Raw genomic sequence first — 16,320 nt, forward strand, 5'->3', positions numbered from 1 at the left:
GTCACAGCCCTGTAAAACATCAATAGTGGAAGTCACTTCCGGTTTTTGAGCAAATCTCAAATGTGTTTGTCTGGTTTTCTGCGTTAAAGCTTGACAGCCACCTCCTTCGCATTAAAGTAAACAGATAAAAATGGAACAGCTTGATAACTTGACAATGTCCTAATTAAGCATCGAGGCTATGGATCATTTTTTCTGGAGCATCCTGATTGGAGCTGTTGCTTTCCTGTCCTTGGCCGGAGGGGTTCATGCGCTTCTGTTCAAGCGGGATCCTCGCTCCGCACTGGGGTGGATAGTCGTTTGTCTGACCCTACCCATTGCCGGATCAGTTTTCTACTGGGCAATGGGGGTGAACCGCATCCATCGGAAGGCACGGCAGTGGCTTGAAAGTGGCCGGCGCGTTGCCGGTTGGGACCGGTTTGCCAGTACTCCGCAAATCCCCAGGGCATTTGCTCTTCCTGAAAACGCCAAGCATTTGAGTGAACTTATGACCCTCGCAGACCGGGTTGTTATTGCACCGCTCATTGAAGGGAACCGGCTTACCCCTCTTGTTAACGGCGATGCGGCCTATCCTGCGATGCTGGAGGCCATTCGCACTGCCCAAAAGTCAGTTCACATTTCAACATATATTTTCGATGCCGACAGTGTCGGGCGTTCCTTTGTTGAGGCTCTTATCGATGTTGCCTCAAGAGGGGTGGATGTCAGGCTGATTGTGGACAGTCTGGGGGAAAAATATTCACGACCGCTTGTAAGGGATTTTTTTCAGGGGTCAAAGGTGCAGGTGGGGCGGTTTCTTCCGCTACGATACGGTGGTTATGTAAACCTTCGCACCCACAGAAAAATCCTTGTTGTGGATGGCTCTGTTGCCTTTACCGGAGGGATGAACATCGGCGGGCGGCATATGGTTGCAAATCCTGTTTGCCGTCAGCCTGTGGTGGACATGCATTTTAAGGTGGAAGGCCCTATTGTTGCTTATTTACAAAGGGTTTTCCTCGAAGACTGGTACTTTGTAGCAAAGGAGCTGGTTAGTGCGCCTGTTTATTTCCCAAAGCTTGAAGTCAAAGGCAATGCACTGGTTCGCTCGGTAAGTGACGGACCGGATAAAGAGTTTCGTAAACTCCTCTGGCTTATTTTGGGCGGGTTGTCATGTGCACGGCAGAGTGTGCGCATAATGACACCGTATTTCATTCCTGACCGGCCTTTGATCTCTGCACTGGTAACTGCGGCAATGCGCGGGGTAGAGGTCACGCTTGTGCTGCCCGAAAAGAATAACCTCCCATTTGTCCATTGGGCAAGTAAGGCCTATCTATGGGAGATTCTCCAACACGGGGTGAAGATTTATTATCAGCCCGCTCCGTTTGTTCACACCAAACTTTTTCTGATCGACGATATCTGGGCGCTCATCGGATCGGCAAACCTCGATCCTCGAAGTCTGAGGCTTAACTTCGAACTGAACCTTGAGGTGTACGACACCGAATTCGCGTCAATATTAGTCGCTCACTTTGCTGATGCCATTGCTGTCTCGCGCGAGGTGACCCTTGCTGAGGTCGATGGCCGCCCGCTTAGAGAAAAGATCCGGGACTGTGCAGCAAAACTGTTCTCACCTTATCTTTAGTGGCCACGCTTCAGGCGAGCCTATCTCTAAGCCGGTCCAGCGCCAGTTCCACTTTTGCTCTGTCATGAGCCTCTATTGTATAAATTGAGCCTGGTGCGTATTGTTTCATGAGCCTGAAGTAAAGCTCGAAATCAATGTTGCCGTCACCGATCGGGAAATGATCATCCCGCAAACCATTATTGTCATGGACATGCACATGGGCGATATAGGGGCCGAGCACCGAGAACCACTCCTCCATCCCGATAGTCTTGAAGAGGTTCCAGTGGCCGACATCAAAGCAGTGCCTGAATGATGGTGAGTCCATTGCATCAAGCAGACCTTTTAGCGTCGACGGTTCAGTTTCGAAGATGTTTTCAACGGTGATGGTAGTGCCGATTTGCACGCCGCGTTCCAGAACCGGTTTAAACGTTTCCATGCAGTACCCAAGCCATTCTTCCTGACTCTCGCCTTGCCGCCAGCGATCATACCCTGGATGAAAGACCATTGAAACCGGTTTGAGGATCTTGGCTGCATCCATTACCTGGCTGAAACGGTGCGCGGTTGCTCGCCGGATCATCGGCTCCGGCGACCCTGGATTCAGGTCCATGAACGGAGCATGGATGGTGCATAAGATCCCACCGGACTTCAGCGCATCGGCAAAGCTTGCAAGTTCTTCGACAACTAGGGTATCCAAAGCTTCTGCATTGAAAAAAATCTCCGGGGAAATATTTTTCTCCAGGATATATTCCAGGTAGTTGCCGAGGTAGCGATAAGGGAGGTGTGCAAATATTTGGTTTTTCATAATCCGTCCATAATTTTTAGTGTTTCAGAATTAAGATAGGTGGCCGTTAGCCAGGAGAGGCAATCAGCTGCTCCAGTTTGTCAATGGCGCCGGGTTCCCCTAAGATTATCAGGGTATCGCTCTCCTCCAATTTGGTGTGGGAATGAGGGTTGAATACCATTTTCCCGTCAGTCTTTTTTACGCCGATTATAATCACTCCTGTTTCCTTGCGGAATCCGCAGCTAACCAGGGTCTCACCGGCAAATCTCGATTTTTCAGGGATTTCGATCTCTTCCATTTGCAGGTCAAGATGTTCTCTGCCTGTTGCAATTTCAATGAAATCGACCACATTCGGTCGCAGGATCGCCTGGGCCATCCTGCTGCCGCCTATATGGTACGGCGAAACTACCTTGTTTGCCCCTGCCCTTTTCAGTTTTATTTCCGAGCCCTCTTCCCCTGATCTCGCCAGGATATAAAGATCTGGATTAAGTCCGCGAGCTGTAAGGGTTATGTAGACATTCTCCGTGTCTGAAGTAACCACAGAAATCAGCCCTTTAGCTCTCTTGATGCCGGCCCGGAGCAGGGTCTCGTCATCAGTGGAGTCGCCATGCAGGTATAGATATCCTTCGTCTTTTATCTTATCGATGATCTCGCTATTTTTTTCGACAACAACAAAAGGGAGCGGTTTAGCGGCGAATTCCCGGCAGATAAGTGAGCCCATCCTGCCATAGCCGCAGATGATGTAGTGGTCCGAAAGTGCTTCAATCATCTTTTCCACTTTTTTCCTCCCGATGATCCTCTGGAATTGCCCTTCAAACATGATCTGGGCAAGGCTTCCTACGATATACCCCAAAACGCTGACTCCGAATATGACAAGTACTATGGTGAACACTTTCCCAGGGTCGCTCAGTTCATGGACCTCCCTGAACCCTACAGTGCCAAGGGTGATTATGGTCATGTATAGGGCATCAAGAAAACGCCAGTTTTCTATCGACATGTATCCGAATACTCCGACTGACACGAGAGCCACGAGTACTGAAAAAGATATTTTAAGATGTCGAACTGGATCCATTGCCTACTCCTTCCGGCAAAGCTTACTATCGCATATGACAAAATGCAAGCCGCAGAGATCAAAGAGAAAAAGACGAACCGCTTTGTTGTTAGCAAAAAGAGAGGTCTTGACTTTTTAAGTATACTGTATACAATTTGCGAAATTTCTTTCCGGAGAAAATGATAATGAAAAAAAACCTTGAAAAACACCTTACTCTACGTGAAAGGATCTTGGAAACAATACGGGATGCAATCATTAAAGGTTCTCTCAAGGCGGGTGAAAAGGTTGCTGAGCCTGAGTTGGCAGAGCGATTCGGTATAAGCCGCACTCCTATCCGCGAGGCTTTTCGCCAGTTGGAGTCTGAAGGTTATCTCAAGGTAATACCGAGAAAAGGGGCGGTTGTTGCTGCTTTTTCTGAGAAAGATATTGAAGAATTTTATGCGATTAAGAGCATTTTAGAAGGATACGCTGCAAAGCGAGCCTGTGAGAACATCTCGTTTAAGGAAATTGAGAAGCTCGAAACAATAAACTCAAAACTGGCGATGCTGGCTGAAGGTAGTGATGTTAAACAGTTCTTTAAGGTCCATAACGATTTTCATGATTTGTTTATTAAGGCTGCAAATAATGAAAAACTGTATGAAATGATTAATGGGTTGGTCAGCAAGTTCCAGCGGTTGCGGCTGGCATCGCTCAGCATTCCAGGCCGAATGAAGAATTCTGTTGAAGAACATGAGAAAATTATCGACGCGTTTCGCAAGAAAAACCCCGGCGCTGCGGAAAAACTGGTGAGAAAGAATGCTGAATACGGCGGCAAGGTATTGATGGGGGGGGATCCCGCCGCGACTATGAAGCCTTCGGAACGTTCTGCTATGTTACATCTGGATCTCTAGCTGCAGTTATCTTGCTCTCCTTGCTGGTTTTACGGCAATAATAGGTGGTTATGAAGCACTCTCCGGTATTCATAGCACATTGTTGTTTTCAATTCTAAGCATCCTCGAAAAGCTGGTCAGCGGCTCTAACTCTCAATTTTTGCTGGTCATTTCATTGCTGCATCCGTATAATTAGCCGGTTTTTTACTGCCAGTTTTCTAGGCCAGACATGAAAGTGATTGCTCTCATCCCTGCAGCAGGCATGGGCAAACGAATGGGCGCAGGTATCAATAAACAGTACCTGCTGCTTTCCGGGACTCCTATTGTTGCCCGGACCATTGCGGTATTTGAAGCCTCTCCGCTTGTTGATGATATCTATGTTATTACTCCAGAGGCAGAAATCCCCTTCTGCCGCGAACAGGTAGTCGCTGCCCATTGTTTTACAAAAATCAGGGCCATTGTTCCGGGTGGTGCAGAGCGGCAGCACTCGGTGCTTAATGGTTTGCGTGCGGTGCGAGACGCAGCTGCCGACGACGTGGTTCTTGTCCATGATGGCGTAAGGCCTTTTGTGACACAAGAGATGATCGCCAACAGCATTGCCGCGGCAAAAACAGCTGATGGCGGCCTGGTTGCTGTTCCGGTAAAAGATACGGTAAAGATTGCAGCAGATGGGATCGTCTGTGGAACGCCGCAGCGTGACACGCTCTGGCTCGCCCAGACCCCCCAGACTTTCCGTTATGGCATCATTCGGAATGCCTATGAACAGGCTGCAGGTGAAGGATTCCTCGGTACGGATGACTCGTCGCTGGTCGAGAGATTGGGTGGTAAGGTTCAAGTTGTTGTTGGGGATTACCGCAATATCAAGATAACAACTCCAGAAGATCTCGTACTGGCAGAGGCTTTCTTGAGTGAGAGCAATCAGAAGGCTTGAATTAGTGGGGTAAAGATGAGAATTGGGCATGGTTACGACGTTCATCGCCTCGTAGAAGAGCGAAAGCTGATCATCGGTGGGGTAGATATCCCATGGGAGAAGGGGTTACTGGGGCATTCGGATGCTGATGTGCTGTTGCATGCTATCGCAGACGCCATTCTCGGTGCCATAGCCGAAGGTGATATCGGCAAACATTTTCCCGATACCGACCCGCGTTACAAGGGGGCGGACAGTCTGAAACTCCTGGGACACGTGGGCCGCCTGGCTGAGACAAAGGGGTATCGAGTTGGCAATATCGACGCCACCATTGTCGCCCAGCGGCCTAAAATGGCGCCGCATATCCCGCAGATGCGTGAGAACATTGCGGCGGCTCTGAATTGTGCCGTAGACCAGATAAACGTCAAGGCCACCACCACAGAAGAACTCGGGTTCTGCGGACGCGGTGAGGGGATCGCCTCTTACGCGGTGGCGCTAGTAATCTCAATATAGGATTAACGAGGGTCTTAGATGTCAGATACTGCCGAAAAAACGACTATAGCAGCAAACTTTTTGCGTAACATAGTTGCCGATGACCTGGATAGCGGCAAATGCCAGACGATAGTTACCCGCTTTCCGCCTGAGCCGAACGGCTATCTGCACATAGGTCATGCAAAATCGATATGCCTGAACTTTGGCCTGGCCCGCGATTTCAATGGCCGGTGCCACCTCCGGTTTGATGATACCAACCCGGCTAAGGAGGATGTAGAATACACCGAGTCGATCAAGGAGAGTGTCCGTTGGCTCGGTTTTGATTGGGGTAATCATCTCTATTATGCATCGAATTATTTCGACCAGCTCTATGATTGGGCCGAATACCTGATAGGTGCCGGCAAGGCTTATATTGATGATCAGACTGCAGATCTGATCCGGGTCAACCGTGGAACCTTGACTGAGCCTGGGGCAGAGAGCCCGTTCAGAGATCGAACGGTTGACGAGAATCTCGATCTATTTCGTCGCATGCGCGCCGGGGAATTCCCGGATGGAGCAAAGGTTCTGCGCGCCAAGATCGACATGGCTTCTCCGAATATGAATCTGCGAGATCCGGTAATCTATAGGATTTTGCACGCCACTCATCCGCATGCCGGCGATAAGTGGTGCATTTACCCGATGTACGATTTTGCCCATGGCCAGAGCGACGCACTTGAAGGGATCACGCATTCCATTTGTACCCTTGAGTTTGAAGACCATAAGCCTCTTTATGAATGGTTTCTGGAGAATCTTCCGGTTCCTGCCAAACCCCGGCAGTATGAGTTTGCCCGGCTCAACCTGTCTTACGCTGTAATGAGCAAGCGCAAGCTGCTGCAACTGGTCCAGGATGGCGATGTCTCAGGTTGGGACGATCCTCGGATGCCTACCCTGGTGGGGCTCAGGAGGCGCGGTTACACGCCGGAATCCATCCGCTCCTTTTGCGAGACCATCGGCGTTGGACGCAGCGATTCGTGGATCGACATGAGCATATTAGAGGAGTCGGTAAGGTCCGATCTGAATGAGCGGGCACCTCGTGCCATGGCCGTCCTCAGGCCGCTGAAGCTGGTGCTGGACAATTACCCTGAGGGTGCTGCCGAAGATTTCATGGTTGCCAATCATCCGCAGAAACCTGATCTGGGGAGCCGCACGGTCCCATTTTGCCGCGAACTCTGGATTGAGCAGGATGATTTCATGGAAGAGCCGGTCAAAGGGTTCAAGCGGCTTTCGCCAGGCATGGAAGTCAGGCTGCGCAATGCATATATTATAAAATGCACTCATGTGGTTAAAGATGAAAAGGGAACGATAACCGAAATCCACTGCAGTTACGACCCGGATACCAAGAGTGGCATGCCTGGCTCCGAGCGAAAGGTGAAGGGGGTAATTCACTGGGTGTCGGCACCGCATGCCCTGACCGCCGAAGTTAGGCTTTACGACCGGCTTTTTTCTGTTCCTAATCCTTCTGGCGATGACTGGAAGTCACAGATAAACCCGAATTCTGTCGAGCTCCTTTTCGGCTGCAAACTGGAACAATCCCTTGCAACTGTCGAACCTGAAACCAGATTCCAGTTTGAACGGAACGGTTATTTCTGCGCCGACAGGGTCGATTCCGCCCCCGGCAAACCGGTATTCAACAGGACAGTAACGCTTCGCGATTCCTGGACAAAGTAAAGAAACGAGGAAATTTCCATGGCACTCCGTATCTACAACACTTTGACTGGCGGCAAAGAGGATTTTGTCCCGCTCGAACCTGGCAAGGTCAAGATGTATGTCTGTGGCGTAACGGTCTATGACAACTGCCACATAGGCCATGCCCGGGCATACACCGCTTTTGACATGATTTTCAGATATCTGAAATACAGCGGGTACGATGTTACCTATATCCGTAATTATACCGATATTGATGACAAGATTATTAACCGTGCCAACGAGCAGGGTATCCTGTGGAGTGAAGTTGCAGAGCGTTTCATCGGGGAGTTCAATAAAGACATGACGGCTCTTGGTATCCAAGCGCCAACCTTCGAGCCAAAAGCAACGGAGCATATCCCGGAAATCATCGCAATTGTGCAACGGTTGGTGGATAAGGGCAATGCCTACGAGGCAAATGGAGATGTCTATTTCCGGGTCGAGCGCTTTCCCGGTTATCTGAAGCTGTCCAAGCGCAATCTTGAAGATATGCAGGCTGGGGCGAGGGTTGATGTTGATGATCGTAAGGAAAACCCCATGGACTTTGCCCTCTGGAAGAGTTCCAAACCGGGCGAGCCGGCATGGGAATCCCCGTGGGGGCCTGGCCGCCCAGGCTGGCATATCGAATGTTCCGCCATGAGCATGAAATTCCTAGGTGAGACTTTTGATATCCACGGTGGTGGCAAGGATCTGGTATTTCCGCACCATGAGAACGAAATTGCCCAGTCAGAGGCCGCCAATGGCAAACAGTTTGTCCGCTACTGGATGCACAACGGTTTTGTAAATATTAACTCGGAAAAAATGTCCAAATCTCTCGGTAATTTTTTCACGATCAAGGAAGTGCTGGATAAGTACGATCCGGAAGTGCTTCGATTTTTCCTGCTTTCAGCACATTATCGCTCGCCCATAGATTTCTGCGACCATAACCTTGATGATGCAGAAGCCGGTTTGGAGCGAGTCTATAAGGGGTTGGCCGCGATCTCCGCAGCCCTTGACGTTATGACCGCAGTTTCAGTTTCGGGTGGTGAAGCTGAGTCGGATCTTGTGGAGAAGCTTGCGGCTTTTTCAGACCGCTTTCGTGAGGCTATGGACGATGATTTCAATACAGCACTTGCCTTAGCCCATGTTTTTGAGCTGGTCAGGGCAGCCAATCGGCTCATAACTGAAGTCTCGTCTCTGGACGAAGGGCAGAAAGGTCTGTTGGCGGCAGTGCGCGAAAAAATAACCGAGGTTGGACAGGTTCTCGGACTGTTTTATTCTGCGCCTGTCGAGTATCTGGAACGGATAAAAGGGCGCAAGGTTGCAGGGATGTCAATTGCTCCGGAAGAGATTGAGCGTTTGCTGGCAGAGCGTGCCGCTGCTCGCAAGGCAAAGGATTTCAAGCGAAGTGATGAGATTAGGGATTCATTGCTCAGTCAGGGAATTGAACTGCTCGACGGGCCGCAAGGGACTGTTTGGAAGGTAAAATAATAGATACAGTAAAGGCCGCTAACGCGGCCTTTACTGTATCTATTATGCTTTATTAAGCCTTATGCAGCTTTTCTAACAGTTGTCTCTGCCTGGAGCTTTATGAGTTCCATGGCTTCGCGCATGAGCTGTGAAACGCTTTTGTTGGTCGAATACATGATGTTGTCAAGGGTGGCCCTCTCCTCATCGCTGATCCTCATCGAGATTACATTGTACCGCGGATTTTCTCTCATTTTTCCCATTTCATTCTCCTCCTTATTTTTTCAGTGGTTTTGTTTTTTAAGTAAATAATAAACTCATTAATGCTAAGGGTGTGCCAAGTGAGGCATCTCTTGTAACTTGCTTGAATTACAGACGTAAAAATAGACGAGACTGGAGAGTGGGCTTGATGTTGTATACAAGGTGTGCCGCGTATGGCACACCTTGGCGGAAAGTGGGGATTTTTGTCACATGTGGCACATGTTGGGAGAATGAGCTTGTGGTTATGGAGAGATGGCTAATTATCCGGGGTGTTTTCGCTGCGGCACTTTAAGCCGTGCTTGTCGAGCAAGCGGTAAAATGTGCGGCGAGGGATGTTGGCAAGTTTGGCTGCCTGAGAGACATTGCCCCCGGAATCGGAGAGGTAGCGCTGGATCAGTTTTTTCTCAACACGCAATACATGCGGTTCTCGTTCATTCTTGAACGAGCGTAAATCAGGGAGTTCTGAGGCCCCGTCAGCATAGTTTTCGGCAAAAACCAGCGGCAGATTGCCGAGCTTGATTAATTCATCATGGGTGAGGACGGCGGCCCGCTCGAGAACGTTCTTCATTTCTCTGATGTTTCCCGGCCATTGGTACTGCAGCATCGCTTTAATGGCTCGATCTTCAATCCCGACAATATTTTTGTTCAGCTTTTTCCTGGCCTTTTCGAGGAAATGGTGGACAAGTAGCGGGAGTGATCCCATTCTCTCCCGTAATGGCGGCATGGTGATGGCGAATACGTTCAGGCGGTAAAAGAGATCTTCTCTAAACCAGTTATTGCGTATTCCTTCTTCAAGGTTCTTGTTGGTTGCTGCTATCAGGCGCACGTCAACTTTTTTGGGCTGCGTTCCGCCTACAGGCCTTACTTCACCGGAGTCGAGCACCCTCAGTAGCTCCGCCTGGAGCTTTGGGGTGATGTCGCCTATTTCGTCAAGAAATATCGTGCCACCGTCTGCTGCCTCAAAAAGTCCCTTTTTGTCGGCAAGGGCACCGGTAAACGACCCCTTGCGATGGCCGAAGAGTTCGCTCTCCAGGAGTGAGTCCGTCAACGTGGTGCAGTTTAGCGTGACCAAGGGCTTGTCGTTTCTGAGGCTGTATTTGTGGATTGCCCGAGCTGCCAGTTCCTTGCCGGTTCCGGATTCACCCCGAATCAGGACAGTGGTTGGCGTGGGGGCGACCTGTTTGATCAGGTCAATCACTTCGACGGTCTTTTCGTCGTTGCCCACAATGAATTCATCACCATATTCCTTTTCCAGTTCGCGTCGAGCAAGCTCGTACTTCTGGATCAGCAGACCCCGGTCTTCCTCAAGCTTTTGCACATTGTAAGGAAGGCACATTTCAAGATTTGCCAGACCCTGGAACACGGCGACCGCATATTCCCTGCAGGTCTTGTAGCCGCATGCCCGGCAGTTCAGCTCGTCTTTGCGGGTAAATTTGTTGGTGGTCTGAAGTACGGACTTGATGTCTCCTCCGCGGGGCGTAGGAAGCTTCACATGCTTGGATTGAAACGATCTCGATACGTCAGGTCGGCTGTGGTCTCCTGTGTATTTGGACAATGTGCGATAAGGAAAGTTTTTCGTGTAGTGATTGATGATCAGTTTCCGCTTGAAAAATTCCGTGATCTCCCTGTTTTCGCAAGGGCTGCCGATACAGCCGTGATAGCAAAAACGAAGATCAGCTATCCGTGGAGTAATGCGGGTGGCTGCCAGGTCTCCGATAATGCCCATGACATTGACTTCGCCGCTGACGCTCACCACATCGGTATCAAGTGGGTCGGTAGCTATGGAAAGGGCATGAAAGGAGCCGGTGGTTATCGGGAAAAGTCGTCCCTGATGAGGTTGAATGCCGTCAAAAGGGGTTTCTGTAAGGGCTGGCAGGGAAATCGAACGGGCGCGGAACATGGCGTCGAGTTCCTGATAGGTCAGGACTATGTCAATGGCACCGGTAGCATCTTCTGCCTGGATTTCAAATTTTGCGGCAATGCACGAGCTTATGTAGATGACCCTTGCCGGCCGGCTGTGCGAGGTCTTGAGGAAGCGGCCCATTGCAATCATTGGCGATACAACGGGTACCAGATTTTCGATGAGCTTAGGGTAGTGTCTTTCTATAAGGTCGACTACTGCCGGGCAGTGGGAGGAGATGAGAGGTAAGGAGGACGCCTCAATTGCCTTTGCATAGGCTGGGGCAATAAGCTCCGCACCGTAAGCTCCTTCGTGGACCTCTGCGAACCCAAGCTTTTTTAGGCCGCTGGCAAGCTGGCCTGGGGATACATGATGGAAAAAAGTCGGGAATGATGAGCCGAGAACGGCAATTACTGGCTCGTCAGAAGAAAGATATAGTTCCGTTGATTGAACCTTGTCTGCAACGACCTTTGCTTTCTGGGGGCAGGTTTCCAGGCAGTTGCCGCAACCAATGCACCGGTCGAATATTATTTCAGGGTGGGTTTTTTCGATCTTAAGTGCCTTTACCGGGCAGCTTCGTACGCAGGAGTAGCATTTTCTGCATCTGTCTGTGAGGGTAACAATCGGTTGCATGTTCATCCTTGCCGGTTCGGGCTGTTAAATATCTTGTGGCCGGTATGTTAACCTAAAAAGATCCATTGTGCAATAAATGGCACAGTGTATACGCAGCGTGTCAGTGGTGGCACAAAAAGACCCGACCTGAAAAAATCAGGCCGGGCCTTTTAATGAATAGCACCGCTGGCTAGTTAGCGGGAGCGATTGTTGGTGAGTTGATTGACTCGCCAGCGGGTGAGCCCGGCGGAGAGGGGATTGTCACAGGGGCATCGATCTTCGGTGGCGGCACATTCCGGGAGGGAACTGGAACGTCACTCTTCACCGGGGTTGGCTGGGCAGGAGGCGCTGGTTGAGGCTGCCTTTCCGGAGCAGGTTGGTTCTGAAGCTGGGGCTGTGGTTGAGTCTTTTCTTTTTTGTCTCCACCAAAAGGATTAGACGGATGGCGCAGCATGGAAATCATATCATCGAATATTGCGCTGTAAGCATCGGAAACCGAGCCCTTGCTTCTAAATGAAGATGGCGAACTCTTGCCGAGAAATCGGTTGATGCCTGGAATGGTCCGGAATTTTACTTCAACCTTGTCGGTTTCATTCGCAGCAGCTTCGTCAAAGTCGGGGTACTGCAGCGCCAGGAATTTGGGGTAGGTAAGCCGACGTTGCCGGAAGTTCGGAAATTCCCAGAGAACATTGCCTTCGGCATCAATGATCTGTCCACTCACAATTAAATAATTGTAGTCAGAATCGAGTTTTGACAGCAGGTTGCTTGAATAGACATTCTCTCGAGTGGTTATGCCGCTTACCACCAGCAGCAATAATGCATCAAGGCTGTTTTTCGAGATGATATCCCTGATTTCCGGGCCTTTGTAAAAATACTTATTGTAAATAATGCCGGCATCATCCCGCTTTTCTCTGCGAAAAAAAATGTTCGAGAAAAGTTTGTCGGCATCGTCGTTCAAAAGTGCCACGGAAAAATAATTGCCGGCATTTTTTATTCCGGCAACAAGTTCTGCTTCATTCTTGCGGTTGAAGTCTTTGAGCAGGGCAACCAGGGTGTCACGTTCCGGATGGCGAATATCCGAATCGGCATCAACGAAAATCGGCGCTACCCCGAGTGTTCGGACCTTTTGCTCGTATGTTTCGCGGGGAATGTTGTAGTAATTGTGCGAACAACCGACAGAACTGAGGGTGACCAGAGTAAGCAGTAGGAAAAGGGAGAAACGCGTCATTCCAGGCCTCCTTGAGGGGTTATCACGGTGCGAGATGATCGTCTGCGTACTTATAACAGAGAGGCAAATCATTGACCAGAGAAAACAGCCGGTGCCGAACGGCGAGGGTCGCGGACCCAGAGGAAGAGTAGCGTCGAGATGACAATGAGCGCAAGCGGAAGCATAAAGGCCTGGTGATAAGCGACAGAGGGGAAAATCCCTTGAGCTGATTTCGGGAATCTGGAAATAAGGATTCCCATGGCCTGCTGGACGGTTGCTGCTCCAAGCAGAATAAAAAAATTCACTGCCGTAAGGGCAGTGCCGGTAATTCTGTGCTGGAAGCTTTCACGGATCAAGGGATAGACAGCAACCCCTGATGAGACCGTCAGCCCCATGAGAAAGAAAACCAGCGGCAGGTAGGGTAACGGAATGTGCTCCATGGGGCCGAGAAACAGCGACATGAAAAGCAGAAAAGCAGCTTGCCCGAAAAAAATGGTCTTCTTGGGAGATCGCGTAAATTTTTCGGTTACCTCGCCGATGAACAGGCAGCCTACAAGAAAGCCGAGCGACGTCGCCAGCAGCATCCGCCCGGCACCCACCTTGGAAAGGCCGATTACCCCCATCAGGTAGGGGCCTCCCCAGAGCCCTTGAACAGCCATATAACAGGCGTACCAGCTGAAAGCGGTAAAAGATATCAGCCAGTAGGAACGGTTGGCAAAGATCTCTTTCAGGCCGTCCAGGTTCAGTGGAGATGGCTGGGGTTGCTCAGCATCAGGGAGAGTGGGGTGCTCAGCAACCGATTTGTAGGCAAGAATCAAAAAAAATGCCTGAATACAGGCAGCGGCCAGGAATACCGGTCTCCAGCCGACATGGTTGGAAACCCAGGCAAGTGGGGCTGTTGCCGCAAGGTTGCCGATATTCCCCATTGCGATGATGAACCCTGAAATTCGTCCGAATTCATCGCCATGAAACCAATTGGTGAATACTCGCAGTGCGCCCATCAGAACGGATGCCGAACCGATGCCTATCAGTATCCTACCAACCAGCGCCTGCGGGTAACTGTGGGAGAGGGCAAAAGCAATGACCCCTAAAGTTGTGATAATCCCGGTAAGCACGACGATCCGCTTGCCGCCGAAGCGGTCGAGAAGGGGGCCAAGAGGAAGCTGGGTCAAGGCAAAGGCATAAAAGAAAGAGCCGGAAAGGGTCCCGAGCTGGGCTGGAGAAATCGACATCTCCCGGGAGATGTCGTCTGCCAGCACTGCCATTGTAACTCTATAAAAATACGCCAGACAGTAAAGGAGGGAAAAGACGGTAAAAATGCGCCAGCGAAGCTTCATTTGAGCATGATGAAACCGAGGTGGCGACCGGTCTCGCCTTTATCCCGCCGGTATGAGAAGAAAAGCTCCTGAATGCAGCACACGCACTGTTGCGATGTCTCGATATTTTCGGGAAGAACCCCGGAGTCTTTTAGTTGAAGGGTAACTGCAGCGGCAATGTCAAGCTTCCATTTTCCCGGGGCTTTTTCTTCTGCCGACTTATCCCAGGTGTCCCTTTCGGCTGAGAATGCTGCACGAACCGGCTCATCGACTTCATAGCAGCACGGGCCGATGGCCGGGCCGATGGCAGCGACCAAGTCAGCCGGGTTTGAGCCGAAATTGGTGGCCATTGCCGCTACGCCTTTGCGCACGATACCGGATGCGGTGCCTTTCCACCCGGCATGAAGTGCAGCGACAACACGTTTGACCGGATCCAGCAAGAGGACAGGTGCGCAGTCAGCAACGCCGATGCCGATCATTATCCCGGGTTGATTAGTAATGATGCCGTCACATTCAACTTTGAGAAAATGGGTAACATCCTGATTAGGGCTGTCTACAACCAGGAGGTCGGTACCGTGAACCTGGGTGACAGTGAGCAACTGCTCTACTTTTGCGCCAAAAGCCCTGGCCAGCAGACTTCTGTTACCCTGAACATTGTGCGATGAATCATTGGTGTTGAGTCCAAGGTTCAGAGAGTTGTATGGCGGGCGCGATACTCCTTCGTGACGGGTGGTGAAGCCTGCAACCACACTCGTAGTAGCTGTAGCTAATTGCGGTTCCATATAATGAATTTTACTGATTTTGGACTGTTTCATGAACATACTCCTTCACTATTTTGCTGCTGGACTTCCATCTGCTGCAGAACTCGCTGCATATCCTCAGGCAGATCAGTATCAAACTCCAGGTACTGACCGCTTGTTGGATGAATAAACCCGAGGGTCTTGGCATGAAGCGCTTGACGAGACAGGCTTTTCAACAGGGCGCGGACGCGCGTGTCGCGGATTGCCATCAATCGGCTTTCAGTGCCATACAGCTGATCACCGACAAGCGGATAGCCCGCTTCAGACATATGCACCCTGATCTGGTGGGTTCTTCCGGTCTCAAGCCTGAGCCTCATCAGGGTAACGCCTTCATATCTGGCCAGAACCTTCCAGTGGGTTACAGCCTCTTTGCCGTATTTTGACTTGCTTGACATCTTTTTTCTATCTACCGGGTGTCTGCCGATGGCCGATGAGATATGTCCGGTGTCGGTCTTCGGGGAACCGAACACCAAGGCAAAATACACTCTTTTGATGGTGTGTTCCTTGAACTGCAGCGCCAGTGATTGATGGGCATGATCATTTTTGGCGGCGATGATGACGCCAGACGTATCCTTGTCGATCCGGTGCACTATTCCGGGGCGGATAGCCCCGCCAATCCCGGAGAGATCGGTGCAATGGCCAAGCAGAGCGTTGACCAGGGTGCCGTGGGAGTTGCCGGCACCGGGATGAACCACCATGCCGGCTGGTTTGTTGACGACAATGACATCACTGTCTTCATAGAGGATATCAAGGGGGATATCTTCCGGATCAGCTTCGCAAGACTCCGGTGGCGGCAAGTTGACGGAAATATGCTCGCCCCCTTTCAGTTTCAGGGAAGGCTTGGCTTCAAGGCCATTTACCGTTATCTCACCTGCAGCAATAAGCCGATGGACCGATGCTCTGGAGAGTTCGGCAATGCTGTTAGCAATAAACTGATCGAGTCGTTCGCTTGCACTATCTTCGGGGAAATCAATTTCTATGATATTCACAGCGGGATTCCGGAAAAAACGAAGGCGCGACGAGATATCGCGCCTTGAAAGAGTTGTCTGTTAACGATACTACCAAATGGTGGATTCGATTTTGCCGGCTCGCTTGATCAGGACATCAACAACCGCGAGCTCATAGATATTTGAGGAAGCCAGTTCTGGAGACACTCTGGAGATAAAGTGCTGTTTCCCCTCTTCCAGTTCAGCGGCAAGGATCTCAAAGATCGTATCCGACTTGATTCCTTCTAAAACTTTTTCCTGATTATAGAGGGCTACGTCCGAAAGGATTGCCCTGGCCAGACGCCTTGCCTGATCGCTATTTTCTATTAAATTCATGAAAAACCGCTTCCACTGTATAGGTTGAAATCAGTTTGCAAGT

15 protein-coding genes are annotated in these 16,320 nt (G+C 50.5%); 6 read left to right on the forward strand and 9 right to left on the reverse strand.

From position 1 onward, the window contains the following. Positions 1–178 precede the first annotated feature (178 nt). Positions 179–1,612, forward strand: coding sequence for a cardiolipin synthase (gene cls, locus KI809_RS12905; protein ID WP_214171981.1), 1,434 nt, complete (start codon positions 179–181; stop codon positions 1,610–1,612). Between the two features lie 10 nt (positions 1,613–1,622). Here the strand turns inward: cls and KI809_RS12910 are convergent, their stop codons facing one another. Beyond that, positions 1,623–2,393 carry a sugar phosphate isomerase/epimerase family protein gene (locus KI809_RS12910; RefSeq protein ID WP_214171982.1) on the reverse strand — a complete coding sequence of 257 codons (771 nt, stop codon included), beginning with the start codon at positions 2,391–2,393 and terminating at the stop codon, positions 1,623–1,625. A 46-nt stretch (positions 2,394–2,439) separates the two neighbouring features. Next, entirely contained in the window at positions 2,440–3,444 is a 1,005-nt protein-coding gene (locus tag KI809_RS12915) for a potassium channel family protein (protein WP_214171983.1), read from the reverse strand. Positions 3,445–3,608: 164 nt separating this feature from the next. Between KI809_RS12915 and KI809_RS12920 the strand changes: the two genes are divergently transcribed. The 5 genes from KI809_RS12920 (at position 3,609) to cysS (ending at position 8,883) form a co-directional block, all read left to right on the forward strand. Then, the gene (locus KI809_RS12920; RefSeq protein ID WP_214171984.1) at positions 3,609–4,313 is read left to right on the forward strand and encodes a GntR family transcriptional regulator; all 705 of its coding nucleotides are present in this window, start codon (positions 3,609–3,611) and stop codon (positions 4,311–4,313) included. Positions 4,314–4,521: 208 nt separating this feature from the next. Continuing rightward, positions 4,522–5,223 (forward strand): 2-C-methyl-D-erythritol 4-phosphate cytidylyltransferase, encoded by a 702-nt coding sequence (ispD, locus tag KI809_RS12925; RefSeq protein ID WP_214171985.1) that lies wholly within the window; start codon positions 4,522–4,524, stop codon positions 5,221–5,223. A 15-nt stretch (positions 5,224–5,238) separates the two neighbouring features. Next, positions 5,239–5,712 carry a 2-C-methyl-D-erythritol 2,4-cyclodiphosphate synthase gene (gene ispF / locus KI809_RS12930; protein ID WP_214171986.1) on the forward strand — a complete coding sequence of 158 codons (474 nt, stop codon included), beginning with the start codon at positions 5,239–5,241 and terminating at the stop codon, positions 5,710–5,712. Between the two features lie 18 nt (positions 5,713–5,730). After that, positions 5,731–7,398 (forward strand): glutamine--tRNA ligase/YqeY domain fusion protein, encoded by a 1,668-nt coding sequence (locus tag KI809_RS12935; RefSeq protein WP_214171987.1) that lies wholly within the window; start codon positions 5,731–5,733, stop codon positions 7,396–7,398. An 18-nt stretch (positions 7,399–7,416) separates the two neighbouring features. Then, entirely contained in the window at positions 7,417–8,883 is a 1,467-nt protein-coding gene (gene cysS / locus KI809_RS12940) for a cysteine--tRNA ligase (RefSeq protein WP_214171988.1), read from the forward strand. A 59-nt stretch (positions 8,884–8,942) separates the two neighbouring features. Here cysS and KI809_RS12945 read toward each other — a convergent pair whose 3' ends face one another. From KI809_RS12945 to KI809_RS12975, 7 genes are all read right to left on the reverse strand, one after another. Then, complete coding sequence (locus KI809_RS12945; RefSeq protein WP_214171989.1) at positions 8,943–9,122, reverse strand: ribbon-helix-helix protein, CopG family; 180 nt, start codon at positions 9,120–9,122, stop codon at positions 8,943–8,945. Positions 9,123–9,376: 254 nt separating this feature from the next. Then, positions 9,377–11,653, reverse strand: a complete 2,277-nt coding sequence (locus KI809_RS12950; RefSeq protein ID WP_214171990.1) for a sigma 54-interacting transcriptional regulator — start codon at positions 11,651–11,653, stop codon at positions 9,377–9,379. 169 nt (positions 11,654–11,822) lie between these two features. Continuing rightward, complete coding sequence (locus KI809_RS12955) at positions 11,823–12,860, reverse strand: hypothetical protein (protein WP_214171991.1); 1,038 nt, start codon at positions 12,858–12,860, stop codon at positions 11,823–11,825. Between the two features lie 68 nt (positions 12,861–12,928). Then, positions 12,929–14,176, reverse strand: coding sequence for an MFS transporter (locus KI809_RS12960; RefSeq protein ID WP_214171992.1), 1,248 nt, complete (start codon positions 14,174–14,176; stop codon positions 12,929–12,931). Then, positions 14,173–14,970, reverse strand: coding sequence for a peptidoglycan editing factor PgeF (pgeF, locus tag KI809_RS12965; RefSeq protein WP_214171993.1), 798 nt, complete (start codon positions 14,968–14,970; stop codon positions 14,173–14,175). The genes KI809_RS12960 and pgeF overlap by 4 nt, the downstream gene beginning before the upstream one ends. Beyond that, entirely contained in the window at positions 14,967–15,944 is a 978-nt protein-coding gene (locus tag KI809_RS12970) for an RluA family pseudouridine synthase (RefSeq protein ID WP_214171994.1), read from the reverse strand. Before KI809_RS12970 ends, pgeF begins: the two co-directional genes overlap by 4 nt. A 69-nt stretch (positions 15,945–16,013) precedes the next feature. Further along, positions 16,014–16,277 carry a hypothetical protein gene (locus KI809_RS12975; protein WP_214171995.1) on the reverse strand — a complete coding sequence of 88 codons (264 nt, stop codon included), beginning with the start codon at positions 16,275–16,277 and terminating at the stop codon, positions 16,014–16,016. Between the last annotated feature and the right edge of the window lie 43 nt (positions 16,278–16,320).

It is taken from the genome of Geoanaerobacter pelophilus, from assembly GCF_018476885.1.
Lineage (GTDB): Bacteria > Desulfobacterota > Desulfuromonadia > Geobacterales > DSM-12255 > Geoanaerobacter > Geoanaerobacter pelophilus.